The sequence below is a fragment of the Streptomyces sp. GMY02 genome (genome assembly GCF_019056675.1).
GTDB lineage: Bacteria > Actinomycetota > Actinomycetes > Streptomycetales > Streptomycetaceae > Streptomyces > Streptomyces odonnellii.
Genome location: NZ_CP077658.1, coordinates 701,871 through 715,166, shown reverse-complemented (window position 1 = coordinate 715,166; position 13,296 = coordinate 701,871). Strand labels below are relative to the sequence as shown.

Below are 13,296 nucleotides of genomic sequence, written 5' to 3'. Positions count from 1 at the left end.
CGGCGGCCGCCCCGCGTGGCCAGAAGGGCAGGATCGGACGGCGGACGGGAGCGGATTGTGACGGGTGTGGCCGGCGGTGCCGCGGACGGCGGTGGAACGGGGGATTCCGGCGAGGGGACGACCGGTTCGGACCCCCGCCTCGGCCCGTCGCGCCCGGCGCCGGGAGCCCCAAGCGGTCCGGGGGTCCCGGGCGGTCCCGGTCCGCGGGGTCCGCATGTGCGCGCGCTGCTCGGCGCCTATGTGCTCGGGGCGCTCGCGCCGGCGGAGGACCGGCGCGTCGCGGACCATCTCGCCAACTGCGACCCGTGTGGCGCGGCCTACCTGGAGGTGGCCGACACACCGTCGCTCCTCGCGCTCTGCGACGAGGACGACCTGCTGTAGCCGGGCAGCGAGCGGGCCAGCGCCCGTAGCGCGTAGTACGAGCGGGACTTGACCGTGCCCTCCGGTATCCCCAGCGCTCGCGCCGTCTCGTGCACGCTCAGCCCGCGGAAGTAGATCTGCACCAGCACCGCCCGGTGCTCCTGGCTCAGTGCCTTCACGGCCTCCCGTACATCGAGCACCGCGACCGCGCTCTCCGTGGGGTCCTCCGGGTCGGGCGTGGCCGCGAGTATCCCGTCGCTGACCTCGAAGGGGCGGGCCAGCCGCGACCTGCGTGCGTCGATCGCCAGCCTGCGGCCGACGGTGAACAGCCAGGGCCGCATGGAGTCGAAGGGCCCGTCGAACGCCTCGGGGTGCTGCCAGGCCCGTACGAGCGTCTCCTGCGCCAGGTCCTCGGCGCGCTGCCGGTCCCCATGGGTCAGGCCCAGCAGGAAGTTCAGCAGGGCGGGCCCGTGCGTGCGCTGGAGCTCCGCCAGTGCCCGCTCGTCGGTCGTCTCCGTGGCCGTCGCGGTGGTCATCGTGAACGCCCTTTCCCGTCGGGGTCGCTGTGCTGCGGAGGGGCCGCCGCCTGCCGTATCCGAGCGCATGGCGGCGCCGAGGGACAGACGGAGCGCAGGGCTCTGCGACGAGCGGTCGCTCACTGCGACGAGTGGTGCGGTGAACGGTCGGGTGACGGCGTTCGGTCCCTTTCCTTCGCCTTGTCGGCTTGGTGACTTGACATCCATTTATATGACTATATGGATTCATTGCGTTGATATCACCGAATGATCCTCGGAAGACGGAGTACGGCCATGACCAAGCGCATGCGACAGGGAGCGGTCGCCGCCGCCGCGGTGCTCCTCGGAACCGCGGCAGCCTGCGCGGGACCCGAGCGGCCCCCCACCCCCGACCGGCCGCACCACGGCCCCGCCGCGGACGGCGCCGCTCCGCACCGCGGATTCACCCTTGTCGCCTCGGGCGACGTCCTTCCGCACGATTCCGTCATCGACCAGGCGGAGTCCGACGCGGAAGGCGAGGGCTATGACTTCGCGCCGATGTTCGCCGCGGTGAAGCCGGTGGTCTCCGGCGCGGACGTGGCGATCTGCCACATGGAGACGGTGTACGGCGAGGAGGGCGGCCCGTTCAGCGGCTATCCGTCCTTCGTGTCCCCGCCGGAGGTCGCCCAGGGCCTCAAGGACACCGGCTACGACTCGTGCTCCACCGCCTCGAACCACAGCCTGGACGACGGGGCCGACGGGGTACGCCGTACCCTCGACGCCCTCGACAAGGCGGGCGTCCGGCACGCGGGCTCGGCCCGCTCGGTCGCCGAGTCCATGCGCCCGGCCCTGATGAAGGCCGGCGGCGCGAAGATCGCCCAGCTCGCGTACACCTTCGACACCAACGACAACCCGTTCCCCGAGGACCAGCCCTGGGCGGTCGGTGTCATCGACGACGAGCAGATCGTCGCCGACGCCCGTGCCGCCCGGACGGCCGGGGCCGATGTCGTCGTGGTGAGCCTGCACTGGGGCACCGAGTGGCAGACCGAGCCCGACGAGCAGCAGATCGCCCTGGGCAAGAAGCTCACCGCCTCCCGCAGCGGCGGCCGGCCCGACATCGACCTGATCCTCGGCACCCACGCGCATGTCCCGCAGCCGTACGAGAAGGTCAACGGCACCTGGATCATCTACGGGATGGGCGACCAGGTCGCCGGCACGATGACCAACGACGACGGAGATCTGGACGACCGCGGCAACCACGGCTCGATCGGGCGCTTCACCTTCGCGCCGCCCGCGGAGAAGGGCGGACGCTGGCAGGTCAAGAAGGCCGAGTTCATCCCGCAGATGATGGACCTGGACACCCTGCGGGTGGTCAATCTGCCGGAGGCGGTACGGAGCGATCCCGGGCGGGAGGACTACCGCGAGATCCAGTCGGACATCAGCGAGGCGGTGCTCAGCCGCGGCGCCAAGGCGGCCGGGCTGAGGATGGGCCGCTGACGCGGCGGGAATCCCCGGTCCGGCGATCGAGGACACGGCACCGCGGAAGCCCCTCAGCGCCCCACTGGGGGGCTTCTTCCGGTCCCGGCACTACAGGGCGTCCCGGCCCTACGGGACGACCGTCACCGGCCAGCGGCCCGCCTTGACCAGGCGTACCGCCACCGAGCCGATGATCCGGTGCCCCGCCGACTCCGAGGCACCCACCACCACCGCGTCGGCCTTCAGCTCGTCGGCGGCGGTGACCAGCCCGTTGTACGGGTCGCCGTGGAAGGTGTGGAACTCCCAGCGGACGTCCCAGACGTCCTTGACCCGCTCTATCGCCTCCCGGATCTCCTGCATGAGCCCCTCGGCGATCTCGCCGGTCGTGTCCGCGACCGGGGCACCCAGGGCCGCGCCCGCCGCGAGCACCGGCTGCACGTAGACGATGGCGAGCAGCGCGTTCTGCCGCCGGGCGAGACCGCCGGCGTACGAAGCCGCGCGGAACGAGGACTTCGACCCGTCCACGCCGACGACGATCACCTTCGGGCCGTCGGTACCGCGTTCGAATCTGGTGGGCTGCGGGGTCACGGACGCAGGCTATCCGTTTCCGGCGACCGGGGCCCTCGGGGGGCCGCTGTGATCGGCTGCGATTGTGGCCGGACCGGGCATCCGTGAGACACTTTCGCTCCCTTTGGCGCAGGGTGTCCGGGACCGTGGCGGTGCTCATCCCATCGGGTGCTTTCGCCCGGCTTCGGGGTGTTGCTGAGCGGTGGGAACCATCCGCCGTGCGAGCCATTGGTCATGAAAAAGGATCAGATGATTCCGGGTCGGCGTGCTGTGCTGCGGGTCGCCGCCTGCCTCGGCGCCGCCCTCGTCGCCCGGATGTTCACCGCGGGCCAGGCTCAGACGCCCGGCCCCCCTGTGGTTCCGGCCCCGCAGGCGGGTGCCAAGGAAGCCGTGGAGGCGGCGGGCGCGAAGGCGAGCCCCCCGCTCAAGCCCTCCGCGTACCGGCTCCAGCCCATGACCGAGGGGCCCCCGCTCGGCCTGCGCAGAGCCTTGCCGCCGGTACGCAAGAAGCCCCTCCTGAACCTGCCGGAGCTGGGCAGGAGCATGGTGCTCACCTTCGACGACGGACCCGACCCCCGCTACACCCCGGGCATCCTGCGCACCCTGCGCACCTATGACGTCCGGGCGATGTTCTTCGTCTGCGGCGGACAGGCCGAGGAGTATCCGGATCTGCTGCGGGAGATCGCCGACGACGGGCATGTGGTGTGCAACCACACCTGGAGCCATCCGCTCATGCCCAGCCTGCGGCCGTCCAGTATCCGCAAGGAGATGGGCAGGACCAGCGAGGTGATCGAGGAGATCGTGGGCACCGCGCCGCTCTGGTACCGGGCACCGTACGGCGCCTGGAACAAGCACTCCTTCGAGATCGGCGCCGAACTGGGCATGGAACCCCTCGCCTGGACCGTCGACACCCTCGACTGGAACACCCCGGGCACCAAGTCGATCGTCGACGCGGTGCTGGACGGCGCGGGCCCGGGGGTGGTGGTGCTGTCGCACGACGCGGGCGGCAACCGTTCGCAGAGTGTGGCGGCGCTCCGTACCTATCTGCCCAAGCTGCTGAAGAGCGGCTACCGCATCGCGGTGCCGCACCGCTGAGACGGCGGGCCGGATGAGAGACACGCCCCGGGCCGCGCCTCCGGACATGTGCCGGGAGGGGCACCGGGAGATACGCACCATACGCACCGATGGGCCGGCCGGCCCGAGTGAGCCGGCCGGCCCCAGTCATTCCCGGCCCCTCGCGGTGTCGCGAGGGCCGGCCCGTACCTGCGCGCCCGGCCCGCCCCCGGCCGGCCCGCCTCGCCCGGCGCGTCCCGGTCAGCGCGTCCCGATCAGGCGGGCGAAGACGACGACATTGCCCGCGTACCCGCCGGACTTCGAGTAGCCGCCGCCACAGGTGATCACGCGCAGCTCGGCATGGCCGGTGTCGCCGTAGACCCGGGCGCCGGGGAAGCCGTTCTTGGCGAAGACCTCGACCCCGTAGATCTCGAACACCGCGGTCCGGTTGTCGAACCGGGTCACCTCGATGTGCTGGCGCTTCTCCAGCGAACCCAGGGCGTAGAAGACGGCCGGTCCCGCCTGGTTGTCGACATGGCCCACGACCACCGAGGTGCCGCGCTGGCCCGGCGCGATGCCGTTCTGGTACCAGCCGGCGAGATTGGGGTCCCGCGGCGGCGGGGCCGCGATCCAGCCGTCCGAGTCGAGCCCGACATCGACGACCGGGGTGTCGACCTTGATCGCCGGGATCCGCAGCCGCGACATCGGGGCGTACGGCAGCGGCTTCACGATCGGCATCGTGTGCGCGGCCGCCGCGGCCGGGTCCGGACGCCCGAGACCGGCCGCCGAGGCGGGCTGCGGCGGCCCCAGCGAGACATCCAGCCCGTTGCGCATCAGGGCGATACCGGTGAGCATGACGAGAGCCAGAACGCCCCAGGGCGACCGCAGTCTCGACTCCGGAGCGTAATGGTCCTTGGCCATAGTTCTCCCTTCGTGGGGGTCTGCTCGCACGGTAAGGGCGCCGGTCCAGGTCCGCGATCAGAGGCGGGCGAACGGGTGGCGGAACCCTCCGCGCTGACCCATCCGAGTAATCGGCATATAAAAATCTCTGACGGTCGGTGACCTGCGCCTCCATCGGGCCGGACGGCCTCCGGTCGGCGTGTCGGCTCACCGGGGTGGACCAGTGCCGAAGTGCGACGATGGGGTCGCGCGGTGATGGTTCGTCATGGAAGGCGTACTCGTCGAATCTCCCGGAGCACCGCTTTGGGGCGTCTTCCGCTGGAGGTTCAACGATGCGTGCTTCACGCGCTCTCGCGGTGTCCGCGGCCGCCTGCGCGGCCGTGGCGCTCTCCGCCCCACTGGCCGCCGCCACGGACGGTCCGAGGAATGTCACCGTCAATCCGTTCTCGGTCCATCAGGGCGGCAGGATCGAGATCACCGTCCAGGGCTGCGGCCACGGCGGGACTGTCACGTCCAACGCCTTCCGGCGGGTCGAGCTGTCGGTCAATCCGTCGGGGCACTCCAGGGCGGTGGCGCGGATCCACGACGACGCCACACCCGGCCGCTACAACCTTGCCGTCAAGTGCAGTGACAACAACCGGGTCGAGACCCACCAGTTCGAGGTGCTCGCGGGGCGCGGCGCGCTGGGCGGGCTCGGCGGTTCCATCGGCCCCAGCTCCACGGAGATGGCGGTCGGCGGCGGGCTGGTCGCCACGGCGGCCGTCGGCGGTTCCCTGTTCCTCGCGCGCCGCCGTCGGCTCACCGGTGCGGGGGTCTGAACGGCCGTACGGTCCGGTCCTCGCGGGGGCCGGAGCGCCCCGCATGCCCGTCACCCCGAGTCCGGGCGGAGGACTCGGGGCGACGGGATTCCTGGCTGCCCACCGGGCGGAGGACCGGGCAGGGGGTGGCACGCACCGGCCGGTGTGCGCTCCTCAGTGGCCACGGTGCTCGGCCCGCCGCCGGATGGCGTAGACGGTCCCCGTGATGCCGGCCACCACCAGCGCCGTACCGGTGAGGATCTCGGCCATGTTCATTCCGCCGATGCTGCCGCCGAGGCCGCCCCTGACCCCGCCGGGCGAGCTGACGGTGCCCGCGGGCGCCGGTACGGCCCCGGTGGTCCCGGTGGTCCCCGTGGTCCCCGTGGGCACCGGCACGGGGGCCGGTGTCCTGGCGGAGTTGGAGACGGCGAGGGTGGTCTTCGCCGAGACGCCGTTGCAGGTGAAGGTCACCTCGTACCGCGCGCCCGCCTTGGCGTCCCAGTCGACGGTGGCCGTCGCCGTGCGGCCGGAGGGGATGGTGACGGTGTCGAAGACGCCGGAGGAGGCGGTGGCGGGCGTGCTGCACTTGGTGACGGCCAGCGTCACCCGGCCACCGGGCGCGACCGTGGACGGGGTGATGCTGTATCCGAACGGCGCGTCGGCGGCGGCCGCGGCAGGTGCGGTCAGGGCGAATGCGGCCACTCCCAGCAGAGCGGCGGACGCGGCACGTATCGCTCGCATGGTGAATCCTCCGGGTCCCGGGGAGCAGCGGCGGAACCGGTTTCCGCACATGTCGGCGCATGCTCCTCGTTGCCAGAAACGCTAAGAGCGCGTTATCACACTCGCGATCGCTGGCGGGCGAATGGGGCACGGGTGTCCCTCGAACGGCGGACACCCGTGTCCGGTACGGCCCTCTTGACGGCCCGCGCGTTCAGCCTCCTGCCTGCGGGAACAGATCCAGGAAGGGCGCCGCGGTCGCGGCGATCCCACGGCCGTACGGCGCGTCGAAGTCCCAGATGAGGAAGAGCAGGAAGGCGATCAGCGCGCTGAAGAGCCCCGCCAGCAGCAGTTCACGGAACGTACGGCGGATCTGGAGCACGAAGATCAGCCCCACCGTGACCACCGCGCCGGTGATCAGACCGAACCAGACCACCCATGGCATCGTCGCCCCCGCGCTCCCGCCGCGCGCCCCTCTGGCGTCGTCGGCGGCGGCCACCTCGTCCACCAGGGGCTGGTACGCCTGCCCCTCCAGCTCGGTTTTCGGGGCGTACTGCGTGACATCGCGCCGCAGTTGGTCGAACAGCCGGGTCCCCTCCGCGCTGAGCGCCTCGTGCTCGGCCATGTACGGCCATTCACGGTGGACGACGTACGAGACGTACTCGTCGACGTCGTCGCGGATCCGGTCCCTGACCGCCGCCGGGTAGACCTGGACCCGCTGCCGGATCTCGTGCAGGGACTGGGCCTCCTGGCGCACGGACTCCTGGGCGGCGCTGCGGCCTTCCCAGACACCGGCGATCGCCAGGCCCAGCACGATCGCGTAGATCACGCCGATCATCATCGTCATGTACTCCATGACGTCCGGTGTCCCGGAGGGATCGTCGTCGTCCGGCACACGGCGGTTGTTGATGACGACGATGGTGAGGACGACCGCGCAGGCGGCGGCCATCGCGATGCTCAGGACGAGCCATTCCGACATGGATTCTCCGTGGATCAGCGGGAGCGGGGACGCAGGACGGCGACGGCCAGGACGGCGGGGGCCGTGATCAGGAGCATCAGCGAGACCAGCGAGGGTCCTCCGCCGGGCTGGTCACGGGTCGCCTCGCGGTACGCGGGCAGGGGCACCCGGGACGGCGAGGGGCTCGCCGGGGGCGTCGGCCCGGGGGACGGCCTTACCGGGCTCGGGTCCGGGGCGGGCGGCGGCTTCCGTACCGGCGCGGGCGCGGGCGGAACGGGCCGTGGCGCCCTGGCGGCGGGCCGGACGGGCGCCGGTGGCTTCGGCTTGACACTCGGGGCCGGCGGAGGCGTCGGCTTCGGCGTCGGCCGGGGTGTCGGTGTCGGTGGTGCGGGCGGCTCCGGAGGCGTGGGCGTCGGAGTCGGCGGCGGTGGCGTGGGGGACGGCGTCGGCGAAGGCGTCGGGCTGGGCGGCTCCGGGGTCGGCGAAGGCGTCGGGGTCGGCGTCGGGCAGTGGCGGCCGCCCACCGACACGGACACCACGAGATGGTGTCCATGGGGACCCACCGAGGCGTACACGCAGGTATGCGCCGAGGCCGGCGTGGGCACGGCCGACAGCCATAGGAGTGCGACGGCAGCCGACAGCCGTCCGACGAGCGATCCATACACGGCAGGAGCCTGTTCCCCGGTCGGCCGCGGCACGCCGGAAGGCGCTCGGATTCGCCCGTTTGGGGGATTTGGGCTCCAGCAGGTTTGAGCGCCGGAAGTTTTTTCCGGTCGCGTTGAACGCTGCGGTGCGTCGGGCCCGTACTTAGGGCCATGAACGGCGCAGCCAGGCGCATCAACTGGCTTACGGACAACAGGAGTTGACATGAACACCTGGCGGAACGCCTCGCTCGCGGTGACCGCGGCGGCCGTACTGGCCCTGACGACGGCGTGCGGTCAGGAGCAGGGCACCGAGACCGGTCTGTCCGTCGGCGCCGCCAAGCCGGCCGACGCGGGCTACGGAGCGGACAGCGGCTACGGCACCGACACGGGCGCCGCGGTGGCCAAGAAGGCGGGCCAGCTCGCCGTGTGGGACAGCAAGGAACTCGGCGAAGTCGTCACCGACAGCGAGGGGTTCACGCTCTACCGCTTCGACAAGGACACGGCCGAGCCGCCCACCTCGAACTGCGAGGGCGACTGTGCCACCGCCTGGCCCGTGGTCTCGCCCGACGGAGCCAAGGCCGCGCCCGGCACCGACCCCTCGCTCCTCGGCGAGATCACCCGCGCCGACGGCACCAAGCAGCTCACCATCGCGGGCTGGCCGATGTACCGGTACGCGAAGGACACCAGCCCCGGCGACGCCAACGGCCAGGGCGTGGGCGGCACATGGTTCGCCTCTGCCCCCGACGGCAAGAAGGCCGCGCCCGCCGACGCCTCCGGTGCCGGCTCGGACGACGAGGTGAACGCCGGTGATCTCCCGGGCCTGTCCGTCCGCAAGGACCCCAAGCTCGGCGACATCGTGGTGGATTCACAGGGAATGACGGTGTACCGGTTCAAGAAGGACACCGCGTGGCCGATGTCGACGGCCTGCACCGGCGAGTGCCTGGAGAAGTGGCCGGTTGTCGCACCCGTCGACAAGAATGACACCGAAGGCATCACCAAGAAGGGCTTCGTGACCTTCGACAGGCCCGATGGAATCAAGCAGCAGACCATGGACTGCTGGCCGCTCTACACCTTCAGCGGCGACACAAAGCCGGGCGACACCAATGGTCAGGGCGTGGGCGGCACCTGGTACGCGGTTTCCCCGAATGCCAAGCTGGTCGGAGCGTCCAAGTAGTCCCCACACCGTGCTCCGGCCCCTCCGGTCCGCCGTCTCGCCCCTCCCGCGCGACGGCGGACCCAGGGCCTCTCCAGCCGTACGTGCCGCCGGCGTGTGACCAAGAACGGATCGCTAATTTCCGTTTGGGCTCGCTCTCTTGGCGGGCGATCAGTAGCCTCGGCTCGAACAACCGGCCAGGTACTTGGCCGCGACCCGTGGCTACGTGTTGGAGACATCGATGGAGCGTCCCGCCTGGGCCCCGCGAGGCATCGACATATCGGTGCCGAGCGTTTCCCGCATTTACGACTACTATCTGGGCGGTTCGTACAATTTCGAAGTGGACAGGGAAGCCGCGCGCAAGGCAATGGAGTTCGTGCCGGGGCTGCCCAAGATCATGAAGGCGAACCGGGCGTTCATGCGCCGTGCTGTCGAATTCGCCCTGGCCGAAGGCGTCTCCCAGTTTCTCGACATCGGCTCCGGTATTCCCACCTTCGGAAATGTCCATGAAGTCGCCCAGGCCGCGCACCCCGGAGCCCGGGTCCTTTATGTCGACCACGACCCCGTCGCCGTGGCCCACAGCCGGGCGGTGCTCGAAGGCAATGAGAACGCCGCCGTCGTGAGCGCCGATCTCCGCAAGCCCGCAGAGCTCCTCGGCACTCCCGAGGCGCTCCAACTCCTGGACACCGAGCGGCCGGTGGCCCTGCTGCTCGTCGCCGTTCTCCACTTCCTGGAGGACGCGGACGACCCGTACGGCGCGGTGGCCGAGCTGCGCGACGCGCTCGCGCCCGGCAGTCTGCTCGTCCTCACCCACGCCTCGTACGACCGCCTTCCGGTGCCGCGCGAGCAGGCGGACGGCGCGGTCGACGTCTACCGGGACATCCGCAGCCCGCTGGTGATGCGGACCCGTGAGGAGACCGCCCGGTTCTTCGACGGCTTCGAGCTGGTCGAGCCCGGTCTGGTGGCCATGCCCGAGTGGCGCCCCGAATGCCCCGTCGCCCAGGAGGACCCGTACGCCTTCGCGGGCTTCGCCGGAGTGGGACGCAAGGCGTGATGGTGCCGTCGCAGCCGGCGGGCTCCGCGGCGGATCCGGACGGCCCGGAAGACAGACTCAGACGGTTCGCCACGATCTGGAGCCGGGCGGTCTTCCCCGCCGCGGCCACGTCCCTGACCCGCCCCGAGTTCGAGACCCGACTGGCGCCCCTGGCCCGGGAGCTGAAGGACGCGCTGCACGCGCGCCCCTTCGACACCGCGCCCGCGGCGCGTGTCGGCGCCGCCCTGGTGGCCGCGCACTGCACCGACCCCGAGGCGCTCACCCGTACCCTCGGCGTCGTCGACTCGTACCTGGTCCTGTACTGCGGTACGGACGAGCTGCCGGTCGAGGAGAGCCGGGCCCGCTGCGCCCGCCTCCAGCACTCCCTCGCCGCGGGCTTCGCCCAGGCACTGCGCGAGCGCACCCTCGCCGAGCAGGAGGCCATCGCCCGCTCCGCGCTCTCCGCGCGTAGCCAGGCCGAAGAGGCGCTGCACGCCACCGAGACCCGCTTCCGCGCGGTGTTCGAGGGCGCGGCCTTCGGAATCGGCATAGCCGACCTCGAAGGCAATGTGCTGGAGGTCAACGACACCCTCACCGAGATGTTCGGCGGACTCGAACACCATGTCCGCAGCAGGAATGTGAGCGAGTGGGGCCACCCCGAGGACGTACCGCACTTCTGGCGGATGTACGGCGAGCTGGTCCGCGGCGAGCGCGAGCACTTCCGCGCCGAGAAGCCCTTCTACCGCAATGACGGCACCGTCCTCTGGACCAATCTGACGGTCTCGCTGCTCCGGGACGCCGAGGGCACCCCGCAGTACCAGCTCGCGCTGATGGAGGACACGACCGAGCGGCGGCTGCTCAATCTGCGGCTGCGGTACGAGGCCACGCACGACGCCCTGACCGGACTGCCCAACCGGACCCTGTTCTTCGAGCGGCTGGAGAAGACCCTCTCCGCCGCCGAGAGCGCCCGCTTCGGCCTCTGCTACCTCGATCTCGACGGCTTCAAGGCGATCAACGACAGCCTGGGCCACGCCTCGGGCGACCGGCTGCTGGTCGAGGTCGCGGACCGGCTCCAGAGCTGCGCGACCGCGCCCGGCGAGATGGTGGCCCGGATCGGCGGCGACGAGTTCGTGGCGCTGACCACGGGACCGGACACCGAGCGCGCGGTGGCGGATCTCGCCTCCCGGATCCTGGGCGCGCTGGCGACCCCGATCCTGCTGGACGGCCGGGAGTTCACCGTACGGGGCAGTATCGGCATCGTGGAGGGGCTCGCCGCCGAGCACAGCCCCGCCGAGGTGCTGCGCAGCGCGGACATCACCATGTACCGGGCCAAGGCGGCGGGCGGCAACCGCTACGAGCTGGCCGACCCGGAGGCCGACGCCCGCGCCATCACCCGGCACGGACTGACCACCGCGCTGCCGGCCGCCCTGGAGCGCGGCGAGTTCTTCATCGAGTACCAGCCGCTGGTCCATCTCGACGACGGGACGGTGCACGGCGCGGAGGCGCTGGTGCGCTGGTCTCATCCGCAGCACGGGGTGCTCGGTCCGGACCGGTTCATCCCGCTCGCGGAGCACACCGGTCTGATCGTGCCGCTCGGGCGCTGGGTGCTGGAACAGTCCGTGCGGCAGGCCATGTTCTGGCACCAGACGCTCCCCGAGGGCACGCTCGGCGGACCGCTGCGGATCAATGTGAACCTCTCCCCGGCCCAGCTCCACCACCCCGGGCTCGTCGCCGACACGGTCGAGGTGCTGGAGCGGATCGGTCTGCCGCCGGGGTCGCTCTGTCTGGAGGTGACCGAGTCGGCGCTGATCGGCGCCGACGAGGATCTGCTCAAGCCGCTGCGCCAGCTCGCCGAGATGGGTGTCGACATCGCGCTCGACGACTTCGGGACCGGCTACTCGAACCTGGCCAATCTGCGCAGGCTGCCGGTGAGCGTGCTCAAGCTCGACCGCTCCTTCACCCAGGGGATGCAGCAGCATCCGGCGGACCCGGTCGATCTGAAGATCGTGGAGGGGATCGTCTCACTCGCGCACAGCCTGGAGCTGGCGGTCACGGTCGAGGGGGTGGAGACCGGGGCGCAGGCGGAGCATCTGCGGCGGCTCGGCTGCGACACCGCGCAGGGCTGGTACTACGCCAGGCCGGGGCCGCCCGAGCAGCTTCACACGCTGTCGCTCGCGGACGCGGTCTGACCGGGCGCGGACGGTCCGGGGGTACGAGGCGTGCTCCCGGCCCGTCCGCGGGCGGCGGTCTGCGTGGCCAGCAGCACCTTCTGGAGTTCGCGGGCGGCGCGCGGCGGGGCGACATCACTGCGGTGGGCGAGCGCGATCGTACGGTGCAGCCCCGGCCTCGCCAGGGCCGTGACCCGCAGATCGCGCGCCCGCGCCGCCACCATGCTCGGTACGACCGCCAGGCCGAGTCCGGCCCGTACGAAACCGAGGACGGCGTCCATCTCGCCGCCCTCCACGGTGAACGACGGCTCGAACCCGGCGGCCCGGCAGGCGGCGACGGTCAGCTCGCGCAGGTCGTAGCCGTGCCGGAACATCACCAGCGGCTCGCCCTCCAGATCGGCGATCCTGAGCGGGCGCTCCGGTGGCGCGACGGCGGCGGACGAGACCACCACCAGGTCCTCGTGCAGCAGCTCGACCGTGGTCAGCGCGGGGGACGCGGACGGCAGGGGCAGTACCACCAGCGCCAGATCCAGCGCCCCGCGCGCCAGCTCCCGTACGAGATCGTGCGAGCCGCTCTCCTCGATCAGCAACTGGATGCCCGGATGCAGATCGTGGAAGGCGCGCAGCACATCGGGCAGCAGGCCCGTGCACACACTGGGGGTCGCGCCCAGCCTGACCCGGCCGCGGCGTAGCTGAGCCAGCTCCTGCACCTCGTGCCGGGCGGTCTCGGTGTCGGCCAGGATCCGCCGGGCCAGCGGCAGCAGCGCCTCGCCCGCGTCGGTGAGCGCGACATTGCCCCGGGCGCGGCTGAACAGCTCGGCCCCCAGCTCCTTCTCCAGCGCTCTGATCTGCTGCGACAGGGACGGCTGCGACACATGCACGCGCTCCGCGGCACGGGTGAAGTGCCGGGTCTCGGCGACGGCCACGAAGTAGAGAAGCTGCTGGAACTGCATGGAAGCCACCATAGATCGCGCGA

Annotated in this window: 14 protein-coding genes; 7 read left to right on the top strand and 7 right to left on the bottom strand. The window is 71.4% G+C overall.

What is annotated here, in order from left to right; translation table 11 throughout:
- Positions 1 to 57 precede the first annotated feature (57 nt).
- On the top strand, positions 58 to 381 hold the full coding sequence (locus tag KQY30_RS37320) for a zf-HC2 domain-containing protein (protein ID WP_367997385.1): 324 nt from the start codon (positions 58 to 60) through the stop codon (positions 379 to 381).
- Here KQY30_RS37320 and KQY30_RS02990 read toward each other — a convergent pair.
- Positions 318 to 896 carry a sigma-70 family RNA polymerase sigma factor gene (locus tag KQY30_RS02990; protein WP_217305427.1) on the bottom strand — a complete coding sequence of 193 codons (579 nt, stop codon included), beginning with the start codon at positions 894 to 896 and terminating at the stop codon, positions 318 to 320. The genes KQY30_RS37320 and KQY30_RS02990 overlap by 64 nt on opposite strands.
- 273 nt (positions 897 to 1,169) lie before the next feature.
- Between KQY30_RS02990 and KQY30_RS02985 the strand changes: the two genes are divergently transcribed.
- Positions 1,170 to 2,351 carry a CapA family protein gene (locus tag KQY30_RS02985; protein ID WP_217305426.1) on the top strand — a complete coding sequence of 394 codons (1,182 nt, stop codon included), beginning with the start codon at positions 1,170 to 1,172 and terminating at the stop codon, positions 2,349 to 2,351.
- Positions 2,352 to 2,459: 108 nt separating this feature from the next.
- Here KQY30_RS02985 and KQY30_RS02980 read toward each other — a convergent pair whose 3' ends face one another.
- Positions 2,460 to 2,918 carry a universal stress protein gene (locus tag KQY30_RS02980; RefSeq protein WP_217305425.1) on the bottom strand — a complete coding sequence of 153 codons (459 nt, stop codon included), beginning with the start codon at positions 2,916 to 2,918 and terminating at the stop codon, positions 2,460 to 2,462.
- 213 nt (positions 2,919 to 3,131) lie between these two features.
- Between KQY30_RS02980 and KQY30_RS02975 the strand changes: the two genes are divergently transcribed.
- Positions 3,132 to 3,992 carry a polysaccharide deacetylase family protein gene (locus KQY30_RS02975; RefSeq protein WP_217305424.1) on the top strand — a complete coding sequence of 287 codons (861 nt, stop codon included), beginning with the start codon at positions 3,132 to 3,134 and terminating at the stop codon, positions 3,990 to 3,992.
- 219 nt (positions 3,993 to 4,211) lie between these two features.
- Here KQY30_RS02975 and KQY30_RS02970 read toward each other — a convergent pair whose 3' ends face one another.
- Positions 4,212 to 4,871, bottom strand: coding sequence for a class F sortase (locus tag KQY30_RS02970; protein ID WP_217305423.1), 660 nt, complete (start codon positions 4,869 to 4,871; stop codon positions 4,212 to 4,214).
- A gap of 311 nt (positions 4,872 to 5,182) precedes the next feature.
- Between KQY30_RS02970 and KQY30_RS02965 the strand changes: the two genes are divergently transcribed.
- Positions 5,183 to 5,668, top strand: a complete 486-nt coding sequence (locus KQY30_RS02965; protein WP_217305422.1) for a hypothetical protein — start codon at positions 5,183 to 5,185, stop codon at positions 5,666 to 5,668.
- A 153-nt stretch (positions 5,669 to 5,821) separates the two neighbouring features.
- Here the strand turns inward: KQY30_RS02965 and KQY30_RS02960 are convergent, their stop codons facing one another.
- From KQY30_RS02960 to KQY30_RS02950, 3 genes are all read right to left on the bottom strand, one after another.
- Positions 5,822 to 6,388, bottom strand: a complete 567-nt coding sequence (locus KQY30_RS02960; RefSeq protein ID WP_217305421.1) for a hypothetical protein — start codon at positions 6,386 to 6,388, stop codon at positions 5,822 to 5,824.
- Between the two features lie 190 nt (positions 6,389 to 6,578).
- Positions 6,579 to 7,343 carry a DUF4239 domain-containing protein gene (locus tag KQY30_RS02955; protein WP_217305420.1) on the bottom strand — a complete coding sequence of 255 codons (765 nt, stop codon included), beginning with the start codon at positions 7,341 to 7,343 and terminating at the stop codon, positions 6,579 to 6,581.
- Positions 7,344 to 7,454: 111 nt separating this feature from the next.
- A complete protein-coding gene (locus KQY30_RS02950) occupies positions 7,455 to 7,940 on the bottom strand; it encodes a hypothetical protein (RefSeq protein ID WP_217305419.1) in 486 nt (161 codons plus the stop codon).
- A gap of 249 nt (positions 7,941 to 8,189) precedes the next feature.
- Here KQY30_RS02950 and KQY30_RS02945 point away from each other — a divergent pair, with 249 nt between their 5' ends.
- From KQY30_RS02945 to KQY30_RS02935, 3 genes are all read left to right on the top strand, one after another.
- Positions 8,190 to 9,140, top strand: a complete 951-nt coding sequence (locus tag KQY30_RS02945; protein WP_217305418.1) for an SCO0930 family lipoprotein — start codon at positions 8,190 to 8,192, stop codon at positions 9,138 to 9,140.
- Positions 9,141 to 9,360: 220 nt separating this feature from the next.
- Positions 9,361 to 10,173 carry an SAM-dependent methyltransferase gene (locus KQY30_RS02940; RefSeq protein ID WP_217305417.1) on the top strand — a complete coding sequence of 271 codons (813 nt, stop codon included), beginning with the start codon at positions 9,361 to 9,363 and terminating at the stop codon, positions 10,171 to 10,173.
- The gene (locus KQY30_RS02935) at positions 10,170 to 12,341 is read left to right on the top strand and encodes a bifunctional diguanylate cyclase/phosphodiesterase (RefSeq protein ID WP_302185297.1); all 2,172 of its coding nucleotides are present in this window, start codon (positions 10,170 to 10,172) and stop codon (positions 12,339 to 12,341) included. The genes KQY30_RS02940 and KQY30_RS02935 overlap by 4 nt, the downstream gene beginning before the upstream one ends.
- Here KQY30_RS02935 and KQY30_RS02930 read toward each other — a convergent pair.
- Positions 12,311 to 13,273 carry a LysR family transcriptional regulator gene (locus tag KQY30_RS02930; protein ID WP_254406913.1) on the bottom strand — a complete coding sequence of 321 codons (963 nt, stop codon included), beginning with the start codon at positions 13,271 to 13,273 and terminating at the stop codon, positions 12,311 to 12,313. The genes KQY30_RS02935 and KQY30_RS02930 overlap by 31 nt on opposite strands.
- Between the last annotated feature and the right edge of the window lie 23 nt (positions 13,274 to 13,296).

Coding starts and splice junctions, on each gene's coding strand:
- KQY30_RS02970 (WP_217305423.1), bottom strand. CDS start 4,871: ATGGCCAAGGACCATTACGCTCCGGAGTCGAGACTGCGGTCGCCCTGG.
- KQY30_RS02950 (WP_217305419.1), bottom strand. CDS start 7,940: ATGGCTGTCGGCCGTGCCCACGCCGGCCTCGGCGCATACCTGCGTGTA.
- KQY30_RS02990 (WP_217305427.1), bottom strand. CDS start 896: ATGACCACCGCGACGGCCACGGAGACGACCGACGAGCGGGCACTGGCG.
- KQY30_RS02985 (WP_217305426.1), top strand. CDS start 1,170: ATGACCAAGCGCATGCGACAGGGAGCGGTCGCCGCCGCCGCGGTGCTC.
- KQY30_RS02945 (WP_217305418.1), top strand. CDS start 8,190: ATGAACACCTGGCGGAACGCCTCGCTCGCGGTGACCGCGGCGGCCGTA.
- KQY30_RS02965 (WP_217305422.1), top strand. CDS start 5,183: ATGCGTGCTTCACGCGCTCTCGCGGTGTCCGCGGCCGCCTGCGCGGCC.
- KQY30_RS02940 (WP_217305417.1), top strand. CDS start 9,361: ATGGAGCGTCCCGCCTGGGCCCCGCGAGGCATCGACATATCGGTGCCG.
- KQY30_RS02930 (WP_254406913.1), bottom strand. CDS start 13,273: ATGCAGTTCCAGCAGCTTCTCTACTTCGTGGCCGTCGCCGAGACCCGG.
- KQY30_RS02975 (WP_217305424.1), top strand. CDS start 3,132: ATGAAAAAGGATCAGATGATTCCGGGTCGGCGTGCTGTGCTGCGGGTC.
- KQY30_RS02955 (WP_217305420.1), bottom strand. CDS start 7,343: ATGTCGGAATGGCTCGTCCTGAGCATCGCGATGGCCGCCGCCTGCGCG.
- KQY30_RS02960 (WP_217305421.1), bottom strand. CDS start 6,388: ATGCGAGCGATACGTGCCGCGTCCGCCGCTCTGCTGGGAGTGGCCGCA.